Raw genomic sequence first — 16061 nt, 5'->3', positions numbered from 1 at the left:
TGATTTACATCTTAACTTATAGCTTGATATCTATATCACAGAAGCAAACATCTCACGCTATCCAAAATCATTTATACTCAATCTCAGATCAAATGCCCGAGATGTTTAAACCGTGACCCACGCTTCCGAACAAGAATACCTTGCCCACTATCAAAAGACAGACTATGACACCCCGCTGTTTACAGTCGATATGGCAATTTTTTCTGTGGCAAAAGGTCAGTTACAGGTATTAATGATCCAGCGCTCCAACTTTCCTGAAAAAGGCAAATGGGCCCTCCCTGGCGGCTTTGTTGATTTAAAAACTGACCCAGACCTAATAGCAACAGCGCATCGTAAACTACTTGAAAAAACAGGGATTCATTCCCCGTACCTAGAACAAGTTGAAACCATCGGCAATCAGCATCGTGATCCACGCGGTTGGTCCATTACCGCTTTATATTTCGCCCTGATTGATTTTGAAAAATTTGAAATTCAAAAGACATCAACAACTGAAATAAGTAAATGGATTTCTATAGAAGAAGCTTTGCAACTTGATTTAGCCTTTGACCATCAGAAATTACTAAAATTAGCATTTGATCGCTTATGCAATAAAACCCGCTATACCGCACTCCCAGCTAGTCTCATGCCTGAGTTCTTTACGCTGACCGAATTACAAACAATTTATGAAATTATTTTAGGTCATACCTTAGAAAAGAAATCATTTAGACGCCGTATGCAAGAAGCAGGGGTCGTTGAAGAAACAGGACAGCAAAAAATTGTCGGCAAACGCCCTGCCCAACTGTTTCGTTATGCACTCGACCACTATCATTTTACGTTTCCACGAATGCTGGAAACACCCCGTATCCCAACTGAATAAGTAAAGAGCTAAGGCAAAACCTTAGCTCTAAAAACTTACTTCCAAGCCTGACGAATCATATCGACAGCTTTTTCAGCAATCATGATGGCAGGCGCATTCGTATTACCATTAACAACAGTCGGCATAATCGACGCATCAATTACACGCAGCCCTTCGACACCATACACTTTCAGCTCTGGATCAACGACAGCCATCTCATCTACGCCCATCTTACAACTGCCGACCGGATGATAAACCGTATCGACACGTTGACGTAAAATCTCACGAATTTCATCATCTGACTTCACGTTCACAGTAAACATATCTTCTTTGATCTTGTCTTTTAACGCAGGAGCCTGCATCAAATTTTGCGTGACTTTATAACCATCGACCATATCCTGAAGATCCTGCTCATCCTCAAGGAATTTAAAGTCAATCAGTAATGGATCATCCACATGTTTACCGCTAAGTTTGACTGAACCTCGTGCACGTGGGTTCAATAAACAGACATGACATGAGATCCCATGTCCCATATGCATCGTTCTGGCATGGTTATCCACCACAGCAATCACAAAGTGCAACTGTAAATTAGGCTTATCCAATTCAGGACGAGTTTTTAAGAAACCACCACATTCAGCATAATTGGTCGTGATCAGACCACGGCGTTCTTTACGATAACGTCCAATCTGTTTAAACAAATCCAGACTTCCACCCATCGACATACCAAAAGTTCCGTCCATGAGTTTAGCTTTATAAGCAAAAATAAAGTCTGGATGGTCATGCAGGTTTTCACCCACACCTGCTAAATCTTTAATGACAGGAATACCGTGTTTCTCTAATTCTTGACGGGGTCCAATACCAGAAAGCATCAATACTTGAGGTGATTTGAAAGCACCAGCAGACAATAAAACTTCTTTATTCGCATCGATAACAATCGTTTGACCTTTATGTTTAAACTCCACACCTACAGCGCGGCCATTTTCGATCACAATCCGTGACACCATGGCTTGTGTAATCACATGCAGATTTGGACGCTTGCCTAAATAAGGGAATAAATAACCTTTCGCCGCGCTCCAACGTTCGCCATTTTTTTGAGTGACTTGATAAACACCTAAGCCCTCTTGCTCTGCTCCATTAAAATCATCATTAAGCGGATAACCAACTTGCTTTGCAGCTTCAATAAAGGTTTTTTGGTAAGGATTATCTGAACGTAAATCACAGACATTGAGCGGCCCATGCTGACCATGATATTCATTGTTAATTCTTTCGTTATGTTCTGATTTTTTAAAGTACGGTAGTACCTCGTCATACGACCAACCAGTATTCCCTAATGTAGCCCACTGATCATAATCATCACGATGCCCACGAATATAGACCATCGCATTTACGGCAGAACATCCGCCTAAGCATTTACCACGTGGCTGATAGCCTTTACGGCCATTCAGGCCTTTTTGAGGAATGGTTTCAAACGCCCAGTTATTAATTTTAGTGGGGATACTGATGACTGCAGCAGCAGGTGTATTGACCAACCAGCTATTGCCATCGCCCCCAGCCTCCAATAAACATACTGAAATATTTGGATTCTCTGATAATCTTCCAGCCAGTACTGAACCTGCTGAACCACCACCAATTATTACAAAATCAAAAGCTGTTTGTGTCATTACTATACTCAATTTTTCTTTTTAAAAAGTGCATGCATTATGCCAACCATGGCTGTTAAATACTGTTATGTTTATCTAAACAGATCTGCATCCTCAACAGCAAAAATAACGGGATAATCATCCAACTACAAGCGTTAAAATATGCAAGTTTTTTGCAGTAAATTGCCAGTCCGCAGAAGAAGTCGTTGATTCACAAATGCAATATTTAATGACTACTTATTTAATTTAAAAATTACGATAACTTATTAACTTAACCTACTAATTTTAAAGAAATCTACTCTTTTTTATGAAATAGAACTTCTATTTTCACTATAAATCATGATCAAGCCCCCCATAAAAATAAATGCTAAACCTAACAATTTTAATCCGTCTAGTTTTTTAATTTGCATCCCAAGAAAACCGCTACTATCCATAAGTGTAGCGAAGATCATTTGACCTAAAAAAATCCACAACAAAGTATTGGTGACACCAATATGTGGAGCAGCCAGAAACATGCAGAGTATATAAAATGATCCCAATAACCCTGATAACCACATCCACCATGCTGTTTGCTGATACATTGGTGGCTTAATACTACCGTCAATCAATAATGCGATAATCAAGGAGGCAATTGCTCCGCCCACATAGAGAAAGAAGGTGGATTGTAGTTGGCTCGCTCCGCTGGTACTACGAAACGCATGAATCATGGCTAATTGTAAGGGTACGATTAGACCACCTAAAAGACTAACAAAAACATAGTGAATATTTTGCACGTACCAACTCTCTTCTATCGCTTTCAAAGCAAATTTATTATTTGGTAATTCAGTATTAAGATATTAATTGTTCATTGAAGATTTAATGTGGTGAACAGTTTAATAGTAGATTCATCATTTTATTTATGCAAATGATATAAAACAGAAGTTAGAGAAAAAATACGATCGTTAAATTTTATTAAACAGCTTAACTTATTAATAATTAAATGAAATTAAGAGATATGTGTCATCAAAAGAATCAAAATTCAGACATAAAAAAACCGCTAAACTAGCGGAATTTTATCTCATCTTTAAGATGATGGTCGGAGCAGTAGGATTCGAACCTACGACCCCCTGGTCCCAAACCAGGTGCACTACCAGGCTGTGCTATGCTCCGAATGTGGGGTGAATGACGGGATTCGAACCCGCGACAACCGGAATCACAATCCGGGGCTCTACCAACTGAGCTACATCCACCATAACATTTTTAGTTCTATGTACCAAGCTACCAAATGGCGCGCCTGACAGGATTCGAACCTGTGACCATCCGCTTAGAAGGCGGATGCTCTATCCAACTGAGCTACAGGCGCATAACGATGATAATACTATCAAGCGATACTTCGCCGATCTTAAAATAATGTTTTTCAACATTTTTTAAATGGTCGGAGCAGTAGGATTCGAACCTACGACCCCCTGGTCCCAAACCAGGTGCACTACCAGGCTGTGCTATGCTCCGATTTCTCTCAGCTTTTATTGTATCGCACATCGTGCGGTACGGTGTGCATTCTAGGCTTGACGCCCTAGAACGTCAACACCTATTTTTCAAAAATATTAAAAACCCTTATCAAATGTATATTTAACAAGCATTTTGGTTGTTTTTAACGCTTCAATGAAGCACTAAAGTTCAACATGCGATCTAACGGTAATTTCGCTCGTTCTGACAAAGCAGGATCAACGTGTATTTCTTGATCACCACGTTGTAATACATGCAAAATTCCATCAAGTTCATTCATTGCCATCCATGGACAATGCGCACATGAACGACAAGTTGCGCCTTCACCTGCTGTCGGTGCTTCAAATAACTCTTTATCTGGAGCCGCTTGTTGCATTTTATAAAAAATACCACGATCTGTAGCCACGATCATTTGCTTATGAGGCAAAGTCTGTGCCGCTTTAATCAGTTGCGATGTACTACCCACTGCATCAGCAATATCAACCACAGATTCAGGAGATTCAGGATGCACTAATACTGCCGCATCTGGATAAAGCGCTTTCATTTGGGCGATGCCACGCGCACGAAATTCCTCATGTACGATACAAGCACCATCCCACAATAACATTTCAGCGCCCGTTTTCTTTTGGATATAACGCCCTAAATGCTGATCAGGTGCCCAAATAATTTTTTCACCTAAACTATCCAAATGTTCAATGATCTCAACCGCACAACTTGATGTGACCACCCAATCTGCACGTGCTTTTACCGCCGCTGAAGTATTGGCATACACCACCACAGTATGGTCAGGATGCTGATCGCAGAATGCAGAGAACTCTTCGACTGGACAACCAATATCTAATGAACAGGTTGCCTCTAAAGTTGGCATGAGAACCGTTTTTTCAGGAGATAAAATTTTTGAGGTTTCACCCATAAATTTAACCCCAGCGACCACCAAGGTTGTTGCAGGATGGTCACGACCAAAACGAGCCATTTCCAAAGAATCTGAAACACAACCACCTGTTAGTTCTGCAAGTTCTTGCACGTCAGGATCACAGTAATAGTGAGCCACGAGTACAGCATTGCGCTTCTTAAGCTCGGCTGCAATTTGAGCAAATTTTTCTTGTTTCACTTCTGGGCTGAGGCTATGGTCCTTTGGCTCACCCAAACGATCTAAATGCGCCTGCACAATATTTTTGGCTTCGTTCGCAATTAAATTCGTATCATTCATAAAACGTCTTCTCTATCCTGCGTGTTTGCATCACTGCAAACTTATAACGTGGGTATCAGGTGATCATTTGGGATAAATCACATCGTCCACAAACAAGCGATATTAAAAAAGCCTCACTGTGGAGGCTGTATTATAGCGCAAATTTACGAACGATAATCGGCATTAATTTTCACATAGTCATAAGATAAATCACAGGTGTATACCGTGTCTTTGGCCTGACCTCGACCTAAATTAACACCAATTGTAATTTCGGTTTGTGCCATAACCCGTGCACCAGCATCTTCTGTGTAATCTTCGGCTGCGCCGCCATCTTTACAGATTTGTACATCGTCTAGCCACACCTGAATTTTGGAGACGTCTAAATCTTTGACGCTAGCATAACCAATCGCAGCCAAAATACGCCCCCAGTTCGGGTCTGATGCAAAAAGCGCGGTTTTCACTAAAGGTGAATGAGCAATACTATAGGCAATATCACAACATTCCTGTGTATTTGCACCACCTTCTACAGCAACGGTAATAAACTTGGTTGCACCCTCACCATCACGCACAATCAGTTGCGCTAAACGATTCATGACACGTGCAAGCACCTCTAATACTTTGGCGTAGCGCGCATCATCGTTCGAGGTGATTTCACTTCCTCCAGCCTGACCAGTTGCTACAAATATACAAGAGTCATTGGTTGAAGTATCGCCATCAATCGTAATTCGGTTAAATGAATGTTCAACCGTGGTCTTTAATAAACTTTGTACCAGATCACGACTAATCGGCGCATCAGTCGCAACGAAACTCAACATGGTAGCCATATTTGGACGGATCATTCCTGCACCTTTACTGATCCCCGTCATGGTATAAGTGATCCCATCAAGATCGAACTGTTCAGACGCACCTTTAGGCACGGTATCTGTGGTCATAATACCAGAAGCAGCATCAGTCCAAGCAGACTCTTGTAGCGTGTTCAATGCTGGTTGAAGTCCAGCCAATAATCGCTCCATCGGAAGCTGCTCACCAATTACACCCGTAGAAAAGGGTAAAACTTCAAAATTATTTACCCCAGTCAGTTCTGCCAACTTCGCACACGTATCTTGTGCATTTTTCAAGCCTCTTGGTCCCGTACCTGCATTGGCGTTACCGGTATTAATGACTAAATAGCGAGGATTAGCTTGGGCCAAATGAGCTTTGGAAACATGGACAGGTGCAGCGCAAAATGCGTTCTGGGTAAATACACCCGCAACATTTGAGCCTTCTGCCAATTCAAAAATGACTAGATCTCGTCGATTTGGATAACGTACATACGCCTCAGTTGAGCCAATTTTTACACCCTGCACCACATGCATAAGTGGCATACTTACGTCACCAACAGCCATTTTTAAACTTCCATTCAATTTGTTATGAAAAAGAAAATGAATACATATCCTATATATGAGACTCGGAAAGGTCATCTACAACCTGCGTGGTGTTTGTAATATCCCGTTTCTGAGATAGATAAAACAAATGCAATAAATGAACAGGTTTTGTAGATGACAATGCCTTTGGTTACTTTGGGCGAAACCAAAGTAACTCGAACCGAAAGTTATTCCTAACATTGGATTACACTAAGCAAGACACCGCCTCGCTAATAACTGAGTTACGGTTCAAGTCATAAAATATGTTGATTCATATCTGCTTTGGTAGCTTATTCCAAAAAGAAATGAAAATCGAGTATTAACAATACAGATTATGGAATTTGGTTTTGCTCTAAACTCAGTAAAATCTGCTTCTTATCTAGACCACCCGCAAAACCCACCAATGTCCCATTCGAACCAATCACCCGATGACACGGCGCAATAATCGAAATCGGATTTTTACCATTGGCAGCACCCACGGCACGAACTGCTTTTACATTGCCAATCTGAAGCGCGATATCCTTATAGCTGCGTGTTTGTCCAAAAGGGATAGACAACAAAGCTTGCCAAACTTGTTGTTGAAAAGTAGTTCCTTGAAAGTCTAAAACCAAGTCAAATTGCTGACGTTGCCCAGCAAAATATTCTTCTAATTGTTGCTTAACTTTAAGGAGGACTGGATGTTGATTATTTTCAATCAGCTCAGCTAAACGTACACGCTTATGATCTTCATTGTCCCACATGACAGCAACCAATGCATGATCATGTGCAACCAGTTTTAATGCACCCACTGGAGATTCCATATACATATAAACCAGTTGCATCAAAGCTCTCCTTATAGCTATTTCACGCATTGTACTTTTTGACAAAGAGGAAAATTGTCAATTTGATGAAAGTTTCATCAACACTAACCCAGAAACAATCAACACAGCTGCAATCATCCGCATCGCCGTCATGGGTTCATTCAGCACCACAATTCCTATTACAAATGAACCAATTGCACCAATTCCCGTCCAAACTGTATAAGCTGTTCCTAAAGGCAGAGTACGCATTGAAATGGATAGAAGCACAACACTTAATATCATGAATACAATCGTAATCACACTGGGGGTTAAACGTGTAAAACCCATTGACAGTTTCATTGAATACGCCCAAATAATTTCGAAAATACCTGCCAAAATTAAAATTGCCCACGCCATTTTTTTCTCTCATACATAGCAAGGGTTGGGTCGTCCCAACATGATTCTTTAACGAGAGGTCGTCCTACTCGGTGAATTAGTGTAATTTAAAATACGATGATTATGTGAATTGTTATGTATCCAAAACCAAAGGCGTTCAAGAACTTTTTTACATACTCAATGCCAAACCACACTGTCTACTCGCATTAACTCACATGCACCGTTGCCCGTATCCTCACGAGACAATGAACTCCTCCAACGCCATCCATCAGATGCTTGAATCTCGATTAAGGCACCTTTTAAGTAAACCAAGTCATCTTTTTTGATTTGTTTAAGTTGCTTGACAATTTCTTCAGTGGCAGGCACTACATGCATATTAGCGCTCTGCACAGCGATTTGCCGAAGTGCTATTGGAGGTTCTGAATCTACTCGCCAGTAATACCAACGATTTCGTTGCGAAACTTCAACTTGCTTATAAATTTCGGGTTTAGCCATTTCTCCCCATCCCACAGCCAGATCAATTGGAGAAAATTCTGACTCACGTCCAGTCTGGTAGTCCTTACGGGCAAGCACCCGAAAAGCCCCTTCATAAGCTTCCAATTCTACAATTTGTACTCCCTGTGCTGTGACTTGAGTGAGATATGAAACAGGCTTGAGCCAATTGGTCCAAACCCACCACATCAAAGCAATCCCCACTAAGCCATAGATCCATCTAGGCATATTTACTTATCCTTATTATTGCTGAGCAATATATCCATCCATTGTTTAAATTTCACGAAAATAGTAGTCAGAATTTTTTGAGCTAGGGTCAAATCATTTTCTTTAAACTTGGTTTGGTTCGACAAAGCAGTTTCATCAGTTTTTGGTACAACGACTTCCATCGGCTCATAATGCGTTGTTGTCTGTTGCAACTCAGCCCCCAAACTCAAACGTTGTAATGCGGTTGTAACCACCTCAATTGAGCCATGGTGATAAAGCGATAAATGCCGTGCTTCGAGATCAATACAATGTTCCAACAACAAATCGGCAAATGGAACCAAGGCTGATCTTACACGTTTCGCTTCAACTGGACTCGACATGTGGGGGATGTGATAAAAACTGACATTCATCCGACCATCCTTAGGAATCAACTCGAGTTGAGACTGATTCAAAGGCTGGATATGCTCTTTTTGCAAATTAGGTCGTTTTGTTTTCGCTGTTATTTGTTCGTCTTGTTGTTCTAAAGCCATTGATGCACCATAAATGACTCAAAAAAGATACTGTTAGTATAAACCAACAGTATCTCGAAAAAATGACATTTAATCAGATATTTTAGTTAAAAATATCAGAACTTTAGCGAAAGACCTACACCATAGTTCCAACCAGTTTTGGAATCACTGGCTGTTTGCCAATTGGTTTCTTTACGTCCTTTACTATAACCGTAACCGACATCGATGAAAGGCATCACTCGATTCTTAACGATTTCATAGCGGGTTTTAATCCCCACTTCTGCATCTGCAAGTCCAGTTTTGGAGGCATATTTAGACTCATCCCGCAGTACCCATTCCATTTCTAGATAAGGCTGCAGGATCAATTTTTGAGTCAGTAACAGATCTCGTTCTGTTTCCAATACAAAGCGCCATTGTTGATCTTGTCCGATATACATATGTGCATCAGTTTCAAAGAAATACTGAGCCATGCCGTGTAGACCGACGACACCCTCCCACTGCTCCTTATCAACCTCACGATCAGGGTTATATCGGTAATTTACACCTGCTTGTACATCCCAGAAATCTGCAATATTCCGACTATATAAGGCAGCCAAACTTTGCTCCGATTTTTCTGACTCAGTCTTGACATAATCTGCAATGACAAATAATTTATTCTCATCCGTTCCCACCCAAGTTTTTAACTTGGATTTGAGTGTACCCTGCCCATCCTCATCAAGTAGCCATTGAGTATCTAACTGCGTCGCTTGATAAATCTGTCCGCCATGTTCCTTGTAATGCTCTGCATGCTCAGCTTTATTTTGCATTTGCGAGGAAATATTCGGGCTTTGATGCTGTGAGTGATCCATCGTCTTTGAAGTATTCATCGCCACGTTTTGCTGTGCCGACATCTCCATTTGCATGGAGTGATTATGTCCTTCATGTGCATAGGTCAATACACTGAAAGTAGAGACGATGCCGCCAACCGCCAACAATTGGGTATAACGTTTCATTTCAGAAGCTCGCTTAATGATGTGCATGGCTTGCTCCTTGAGGAGATTGAATAGATGTTGTTTTCTGTGGTGCTGGATTTGAATCATCGACATTTGCGACAATCAATTTACTCATCATGCCCGCTGACATATGAAACAGTAAATGGCAGTGTATCGCCCACTCTCCCAATTCATCTGCAGTCAGCATTGCTGTGACAGTTTGTCCGGGTGGAACCACAATGGTGTGTTTGTTGGGCATATCCGCTGCTGTTTGCCCATTTTCCAGTTGCATGAACATGCCATGTAAATGCATTGGGTGAGCCATCATGCTTTCATTCACGAATTTCAAACGAATACGCTCACCATATTTCACTTTCAATGGTTCAAAATCTTTTTCGCTAAATTTCTTACCATCAATGGTCCAAATATACCGTTCCATCGTACCGCCAAGACGAATAACTAACTCTCTTTCCGCTGGACGCGTATCTGATTGAGGCGTTAAAGATTTTAGGTCTGCATATTGTAAGGCTTTATGCCCAGCTGGCGTCGCAGCATTGGCCCAACCTTGCACCGTATCAGTGTTGAATGTTTCCGGAGTTATAGTGGATTGATGCTGGCTATGATCCATATTCGCCATATTCATTTGCCCATGCGCACTATGATCCATAGCTGGCTGTGAAGCTGTTGCAGCCTTCGCCTTGTTCTGCGGCATTTGATGTTGACTATGTGCGCTATGATCCATATTGCTCATATCTTTTTGACCATGTGCACTATGATCCATGCCCATATCTTCCATGGTTAGCAAAGCACGTGGGCGAGCTGTTGGTATATGAACCTTATGTTGCGATTGAGCGTGCATTTCATTATGTAAAGTAGCAATTGCAAAACCCGATCGATCAATCGACTCTGCTTCAATTTGATAATGGGCTTGTTGTGGCTCAACAATTACGTCATAGGTTTCCGCAGCACCAATACGAAACTCGTCTACAAGTACAGGTTGCACAGGCTGACCATCTGCACTAACCACAGTCATTTTTAGGTTTGGAATCCGAACATCAAAAAATGACATTGCTGAGGCATTGATAAAGCGCAAACGAACTTTTTCACCTGTCTTAAATGCACCAGTCCAATTCTGCTGCGGCGTTTTACCATTGACCAAAAAGGTATAACCAGTGACGTCAGATAAATCTGTTTTAAGCATCCGCATCTGATTCCACATCGAACGGTCTTGCCATGTCGCTTTTAAGCCTTGTTGCTTGATCTGTTTCCAGACATCTCCAACTGTTTCACGTTGATTTTGATAATACTCAGCAGACTTTTTAAGGTTTGCCATGATCTGATCACTTCCCGTTTCATGAAAGTCTGAAAGCATCACCACATAATCACGTTCAGCGTTTTCATGTGCTGCAACAGGTTTTTTCCCTTTAGGATAAATGACCAACGCACCATATAAACCATCTTGTTCTTGTCCTTTGCTATGTGCGTGATACCAATAAGTACCATTCTGACGAACCTTAAAACGATACTCAAAACTCCCATTAGGTTTTATCCCTTGGAAGCCATTAAAACCAGGTACACCATCCATCAAACCAGGGAGAAGTAAGCCATGCCAATGCAATGACGTATCTTGATTTTTTAATTGATTATGTACATGAATAACTGCCTCATCCCCTTCTTCAAACTCTAAAAGAGGCGCTACAAATTTGCCATTTACCGTGATTCGTTTGACAGGTTTTCCTGTGATATTAACCATCTCTTGATTGACATTAAGATGATATTCTTTAATTGCAGCCAAACTATAGGGTGCAAACAATAAGCTGACGCTTGCGATAACGCTCGCATAAATTTTGGTAGACATGATCTTTTCCTAATCTGTTAAAAAAACGCTCCCTCCTTTTATAAGAGGAGAAAATTCAACAGACTAGGCTTTGGGCGGGCGTAAAATTTCTTGCCAATAACCTGCAAGATGGCGAGCTTGATAGTCCGTTTTTTTATCTATACTTAACTTAACAGATATCACTGGCGATAAATCTGGAAGTTGTTGATCTAAAGCGAAACTGACAGATTGACAATGGGAAGGATGATTACAATCTTGACAATGTTGTTGACTCTGTATTTTTTCATCATGGCATTCAAGCAGATTACTCAAGTCATGCTTTTGCAAATGATGAGATTGATCAATCATTTTCTCATTATGACATGGCATCGTTGCCATAGTTGAAGCAGAGGAGACTTGATCAGAATGCAATGTTTGTGCTGCAGCAACAGCCACACTACTTCCCCCGATGAAGAATATCATCAGGAATACAAACCATACATGTTTGCATTTTTTCAGTAGTTGCACTGAATCATCCTTTAAGCAAATTAATTTTTTATAGATAGACCAAGCATAAATTCTTTCTTACTTATGCACAATCCTCTTTCTGTTCTGATTCTGCAATATTGAGCGGATTTACTTATACTGGCGTTGCTTTATTATACAAAAATAAAAAAACAAGAAAATGAATAAAAATAGAGCGAAATAAATAATTTAGCGCACAAAAAAAGGACAAAAACTTGTCCTTTTTTCATCAATTCGTTGTATATATAAACAACTGAAATCATTTTGTTTATTTTAACAACATCTTATCCACGTGGTTATCAACACGGTTATCCACCGAGTTATGAACAAAGTTATCCACACCCCGGTAGCTCCTCTGTATCAATAATAAAGCCCAGCGTTAAAGCGCTTTTGCACCAACTTTGGCTAACTCGGCACGCATCTGGTCAATCACCATTTTATAGTCTGGTTGGCCAAAAATAGCGGAACCCGCAACAAACATATCGGCACCGGCTTCCGCCACTTCTCGGATATTTGCAGGACCAACACCACCGTCGACTTCCAAACGAATATCACGACCACTCGCATCAATAATTTTACGAGCTTGACGAAGTTTCTCTAAGGTCATCGGAATGAATTTTTGCCCGCCAAAACCAGGGTTTACACTCATTAATAAGATTTGATCGACTTTATCTAAGACATAATCAAGATAATGTAACGGCGTTGCAGGATTAAATACCAAACCTGTTTTTGCACCCCCAGATTTGATCAATTGCAAAGAACGATCAATATGTTCAGAAGCCTCAGGATGGAAAGTAATAATATCTGCACCCGCCTCTAAAAAATCACCAATCATACGATCAACAGGTGAAACCATAAGATGCACATCAATCGGTGCTTTAATCCCATAATTTTTTAGAGCTTTACATACTCCGGCACCAAAAGTCAGATTTGGTACATAGTGGTTATCCATCACATCAAAATGTACAACGTCTGCACCCGCAGCTAACACTTTCTCGACATCTTCACCTAAACGTGCAAAATCAGCAGATAAAATCGAAGGCGCAATTAAATAAGGCTTGGACATGGATGACCTGGTAAACTCTGAAAAAATGATCGACCAAGTATAACAAATTCAACACAGTGAAGTCTGTTATAAAGTGATCAAGATAACATTGCAAAGATGCAACACCCCGTTGCAGGAATACTCTTTCTAAAGCAAAGTTGATTTGTTATTGTTTATTTGCCTGTGATTACAAGATTTTAGATTATGAATAGCTCAACACAATTGACAACGAACGAAGGCAAACGTATCAGCAAACGTTTAGTGAATCATTGGAAGCATAAATTTGAAGTGTCTGAAACTGAAACACATTCAAAAATATTTATGCCCACTGCGACGGTAACATTGACCCCCCAAGAACAACATTTAGATGTACTGATTGAAAATCAAAACGATGATGTTGCACATTTAGAGCAAGTGGTCATTGATCATCTGAACCGTATGGCTCAACAAGAATTTACTGTTCAATGGGAACATAACTAAAAGGAACGCTCAAAACGTTCCTTTAATCTCTACGCTTTTTCTAGTTGTATTGCATGAAACTGCAAATGATCATCAACAAAACTTTGGATAAAGTAATAACCGTGATCATATCCTTCGTGTAAACGCAAGGTAAGTGGTTGCCCCACATCCAAACATGTTTGTTTAAATTTCTCAGGGTTGAGCTGGGCATAGAACTGATCATCCTTGCCCTGATCAATCAGTATTTCTTCAAACAACTTCCCTTTTTGTTGTACTAACGCAGCGGCATCATGAGCTAACCAAGCTTGTCGGTCATCGCCTAAGTACTGACTAAATGCTTTTTCTCCCCACGGACAAATCGTCGGTACACAAATGGGTGCAAAAGCAGAAACTGATTTAAATTGCTCAGGATATTTAAATGCGAGAGTCAATGCGCCATGGCCCCCCATCGAATGCCCGAAAATTCCCACCTGATTCTCAATAATTGGAAATTCTTGCAATACTTGTGCATACAACTCATCAACCAAATAAGACTCCATTTGGTAATGTTCTGCCCAAGGTTGTTGTGTTGCATTAATATAAAAGCCAGCACCCTGCCCAATATCCCAATGATCACCTTGTGCAACCTGCTCACCTCGTGGAGAAGTGTCAGGCATAATCAGAATTAAACTTAATCGAGCTGCCATACGTTGCGCATGTGCTTTGATTGCAAACGTTTCTTCAGTACAGGTCAAACCAGCAAGGTAAAATAATGCCGAACATGGTTTCCCTTCCAACGCTGCTGGCGGCAAATAAACTCCAACTTTTGTCAAACCTTTGAGATGTTGGGATTCAAGCTGATAAATCTGTTGTTCACCGTCAAAACAGCGATTTTTTTGCAGTAGTTGCATGTTCATTATCCTGTGTTTTTATGGGTTCAGATGCTAAACGCTGTGTAGGGAATAAATACGGCTCTAATTGCGGTAACATTAACTCCATATTACGGCCTATTGACCATTGCGGCTCAGAAGGTTCAACCCCTTGAGCAACTTCCCATTTCGTCACTGTTTGCTTGGCTTGCTCAAACGCCGTTTTCATTGAATCTTGTTCACGCATGGCTAAGTCAAAAAAAGCGCGACCAAAATAAGTATAGTCCGCTTCACTATTACAGCCAAAAGAAGTCTTATCAGCAGCAGATGCGGTAATGATTAAGGTATCAGGTGATTGTAACGCAGGTATAAAACTTCCTGAATAACAGGCTGAGATTACAATAACACGCCAACGGATACCTGCTTTATCTAGCGTATCACGTAACCATTTTGGATCAACCTGTCCAAGATCTAGAGGTGCATTTTCAAGTTCAAAATGATTACGTTCTCCATGTGAAGTCATATACAAGAATAAAACATCACTGTCACGATTCATCTGCTGCCCGATACGGCGTAGGGCTAACTCAATACTGGTTTTTGACGCAATCGGAATATCCAAGCGTGTCTCTGGATTATTAACCAGCATGATAGACCGACCAAATGTACCAAATCGGGTATCAAACTGTTCTTTTATTCGCTCAATTTCAGAACGGAAAACATCAGCATAGCTATCGCCCGCTACGCCTAAAAAATACCAATGACTTGTTGCAAGGTCACTAAACTGAATCTGATCCAATGCATTATTTAACAAATGACTTTGGGCATAGAATGCATCTTCAGCAAAACTTGCAGGTCTCTCTTCAACTTTCCAAATCGGCTGATCTTTTACGGAAAGCTGCCAAACAACAAGTGTTGCAATCGTTGCCACGAAAACTAAAGCACGCTCCCACCATGGCCAATTTAACGCCCGGGAAATCACCCAAATCACTGCTAAACTTTGCCAGACAAAAAGAGCAGCAAAGAATGGAGGTAAAAAGCCGTTATAAATACTATCAGGGATAAAATTGAGATAGCCGTTAGAACCGAGATATTGGACGAGACACTGCAAAAGCAGAATATTGGTATCAAGCACTAGCCATAATAATGCAGGAACCAACATTAAACGAGGTTGATTCAAACGTTGAGACAAGAAAATCCCAACAATCAGTGCAATAAAAGGCCAAAGCGCGTAACCGATTAAACCTTGAGAGTTAAACTCTCCAACCTGTCCTGCCACCAACCAACTATAAAGTGAGTTGGTACAAGCACCCAAAATCCCCCATAGGATCAACTGAGCAATGGATGGATGAACCACTTGTAAAGATCGACGCGAACCTAGAAATAACCATACTCCAGCAATTTGGTTACTTTTAAAATCATGCCAGATATTTATCGATGGTTTGAGGTCTATCATAGAATTCTT

General features: G+C 40.7%; 16 protein-coding genes and 4 tRNA genes. 2 read left to right on the top strand and 18 right to left on the bottom strand.

From position 1 onward, the window contains the following. Positions 1-112 precede the first annotated feature (112 nt). The gene (locus DK207_RS13560; protein WP_109441632.1) at positions 113-856 is read left to right on the top strand and encodes an NUDIX hydrolase; all 744 of its coding nucleotides are present in this window, start codon (positions 113-115) and stop codon (positions 854-856) included. Between the two features lie 35 nt (positions 857-891). On the opposite strand, the gene DK207_RS13555 is transcribed toward DK207_RS13560, so the two are convergent. The 16 genes from DK207_RS13555 to rpe form a co-directional block, all read right to left on the bottom strand. Further along, on the bottom strand, positions 892-2496 hold the full coding sequence (locus DK207_RS13555) for a GMC family oxidoreductase (RefSeq protein ID WP_109441631.1): 1605 nt from the start codon (positions 2494-2496) through the stop codon (positions 892-894). 284 nt (positions 2497-2780) lie between these two features. Beyond that, a complete protein-coding gene (locus tag DK207_RS13550; RefSeq protein ID WP_109441630.1) occupies positions 2781-3248 on the bottom strand; it encodes a DMT family transporter in 468 nt (155 codons plus the stop codon). A 299-nt stretch (positions 3249-3547) separates the two neighbouring features. Next, positions 3548-3624 (bottom strand) — tRNA-Pro (locus DK207_RS13545). Positions 3625-3628: 4 nt separating this feature from the next. Beyond that, positions 3629-3704 (bottom strand) — tRNA-His (locus DK207_RS13540). A 36-nt stretch (positions 3705-3740) separates the two neighbouring features. After that, a tRNA-Arg gene (locus DK207_RS13535) sits at positions 3741-3817 on the bottom strand. 69 nt (positions 3818-3886) lie between these two features. Further along, positions 3887-3963: transfer RNA gene (locus DK207_RS13530), tRNA-Pro, on the bottom strand. Between the two features lie 142 nt (positions 3964-4105). Continuing rightward, the gene (gene nadA / locus DK207_RS13525; protein WP_109441629.1) at positions 4106-5170 is read right to left on the bottom strand and encodes a quinolinate synthase NadA; all 1065 of its coding nucleotides are present in this window, start codon (positions 5168-5170) and stop codon (positions 4106-4108) included. A gap of 143 nt (positions 5171-5313) precedes the next feature. Then, a complete protein-coding gene (gene argJ, locus DK207_RS13520; protein ID WP_109441628.1) occupies positions 5314-6534 on the bottom strand; it encodes a bifunctional glutamate N-acetyltransferase/amino-acid acetyltransferase ArgJ in 1221 nt (406 codons plus the stop codon). Between the two features lie 350 nt (positions 6535-6884). Beyond that, entirely contained in the window at positions 6885-7373 is a 489-nt protein-coding gene (locus DK207_RS13515; RefSeq protein WP_109441627.1) for a methylated-DNA--[protein]-cysteine S-methyltransferase, read from the bottom strand. A 57-nt stretch (positions 7374-7430) separates the two neighbouring features. Next, positions 7431-7748 carry a DMT family transporter gene (locus DK207_RS13510; RefSeq protein ID WP_109441626.1) on the bottom strand — a complete coding sequence of 106 codons (318 nt, stop codon included), beginning with the start codon at positions 7746-7748 and terminating at the stop codon, positions 7431-7433. Between the two features lie 156 nt (positions 7749-7904). Beyond that, positions 7905-8447 carry a hypothetical protein gene (locus DK207_RS13505; protein WP_109441625.1) on the bottom strand — a complete coding sequence of 181 codons (543 nt, stop codon included), beginning with the start codon at positions 8445-8447 and terminating at the stop codon, positions 7905-7907. Between the two features lie 2 nt (positions 8448-8449). Then, entirely contained in the window at positions 8450-8956 is a 507-nt protein-coding gene (locus DK207_RS13500; RefSeq protein ID WP_109441624.1) for a cobalt transporter, read from the bottom strand. A 95-nt stretch (positions 8957-9051) separates the two neighbouring features. Further along, positions 9052-9954 carry a copper resistance protein B gene (locus DK207_RS13495; RefSeq protein WP_109441623.1) on the bottom strand — a complete coding sequence of 301 codons (903 nt, stop codon included), beginning with the start codon at positions 9952-9954 and terminating at the stop codon, positions 9052-9054. Next, complete coding sequence (locus DK207_RS13490) at positions 9941-11764, bottom strand: copper resistance system multicopper oxidase (RefSeq protein ID WP_109441622.1); 1824 nt, start codon at positions 11762-11764, stop codon at positions 9941-9943. Before DK207_RS13490 ends, DK207_RS13495 begins: the two co-directional genes overlap by 14 nt. A 63-nt stretch (positions 11765-11827) precedes the next feature. Further along, on the bottom strand, positions 11828-12250 hold the full coding sequence (locus tag DK207_RS13485) for a hypothetical protein (protein WP_109441621.1): 423 nt from the start codon (positions 12248-12250) through the stop codon (positions 11828-11830). 376 nt (positions 12251-12626) lie between these two features. After that, entirely contained in the window at positions 12627-13313 is a 687-nt protein-coding gene (rpe, locus tag DK207_RS13480) for a ribulose-phosphate 3-epimerase (protein WP_109441620.1), read from the bottom strand. A gap of 183 nt (positions 13314-13496) precedes the next feature. On the opposite strand from rpe, the gene DK207_RS13475 reads away from it, so the two are divergent. Continuing rightward, positions 13497-13772, top strand: coding sequence for a DUF2218 domain-containing protein (locus tag DK207_RS13475; RefSeq protein WP_109441619.1), 276 nt, complete (start codon positions 13497-13499; stop codon positions 13770-13772). A 29-nt stretch (positions 13773-13801) separates the two neighbouring features. Here DK207_RS13475 and fghA read toward each other — a convergent pair whose 3' ends face one another. Both fghA and DK207_RS13465 read right to left on the bottom strand, forming a co-directional pair. After that, positions 13802-14641: an S-formylglutathione hydrolase gene (gene fghA, locus DK207_RS13470; RefSeq protein WP_109441618.1), complete on the bottom strand. Its 840-nt coding sequence runs from the start codon at positions 14639-14641 to the stop codon at positions 13802-13804. Continuing rightward, positions 14610-16052 carry a C13 family peptidase gene (locus tag DK207_RS13465; protein WP_109441617.1) on the bottom strand — a complete coding sequence of 481 codons (1443 nt, stop codon included), beginning with the start codon at positions 16050-16052 and terminating at the stop codon, positions 14610-14612. Before DK207_RS13465 ends, fghA begins: the two co-directional genes overlap by 32 nt. Positions 16053-16061 lie beyond the last annotated feature (9 nt).

Origin of the sequence: Acinetobacter haemolyticus (assembly GCF_900406815.1) — a bacterium.
Lineage (GTDB): Bacteria > Pseudomonadota > Gammaproteobacteria > Pseudomonadales > Moraxellaceae > Acinetobacter > Acinetobacter haemolyticus_A.
The sequence above is the reverse complement of the archived record's forward strand: the minus strand, read 5'-3'. Positions and strand labels throughout refer to the sequence as shown.

Bases quoted from the DNA above. Each gene is read 5' to 3' on its own strand.
- rpe (WP_109441620.1), bottom strand. From the start codon at position 13,313: ATGTCCAAGCCTTATTTAATTGCGCCTTCGATTTTATCTGCTGATTTT.
- DK207_RS13475 (WP_109441619.1), top strand. From the start codon at position 13,497: ATGAATAGCTCAACACAATTGACAACGAACGAAGGCAAACGTATCAGC.
- DK207_RS13515 (WP_109441627.1), bottom strand. From the start codon at position 7,373: ATGCAACTGGTTTATATGTATATGGAATCTCCAGTGGGTGCATTAAAA.
- DK207_RS13505 (WP_109441625.1), bottom strand. From the start codon at position 8,447: ATGCCTAGATGGATCTATGGCTTAGTGGGGATTGCTTTGATGTGGTGG.
- DK207_RS13490 (WP_109441622.1), bottom strand. From the start codon at position 11,764: ATGTCTACCAAAATTTATGCGAGCGTTATCGCAAGCGTCAGCTTATTG.
- argJ (WP_109441628.1), bottom strand. From the start codon at position 6,534: ATGGCTGTTGGTGACGTAAGTATGCCACTTATGCATGTGGTGCAGGGT.
- DK207_RS13465 (WP_109441617.1), bottom strand. From the start codon at position 16,052: ATGATAGACCTCAAACCATCGATAAATATCTGGCATGATTTTAAAAGT.
- DK207_RS13555 (WP_109441631.1), bottom strand. From the start codon at position 2,496: ATGACACAAACAGCTTTTGATTTTGTAATAATTGGTGGTGGTTCAGCA.
- DK207_RS13510 (WP_109441626.1), bottom strand. From the start codon at position 7,748: ATGGCGTGGGCAATTTTAATTTTGGCAGGTATTTTCGAAATTATTTGG.
- DK207_RS13500 (WP_109441624.1), bottom strand. From the start codon at position 8,956: ATGGCTTTAGAACAACAAGACGAACAAATAACAGCGAAAACAAAACGA.
- fghA (WP_109441618.1), bottom strand. From the start codon at position 14,641: ATGCAACTACTGCAAAAAAATCGCTGTTTTGACGGTGAACAACAGATT.
- DK207_RS13495 (WP_109441623.1), bottom strand. From the start codon at position 9,954: ATGCACATCATTAAGCGAGCTTCTGAAATGAAACGTTATACCCAATTG.
- nadA (WP_109441629.1), bottom strand. From the start codon at position 5,170: ATGAATGATACGAATTTAATTGCGAACGAAGCCAAAAATATTGTGCAG.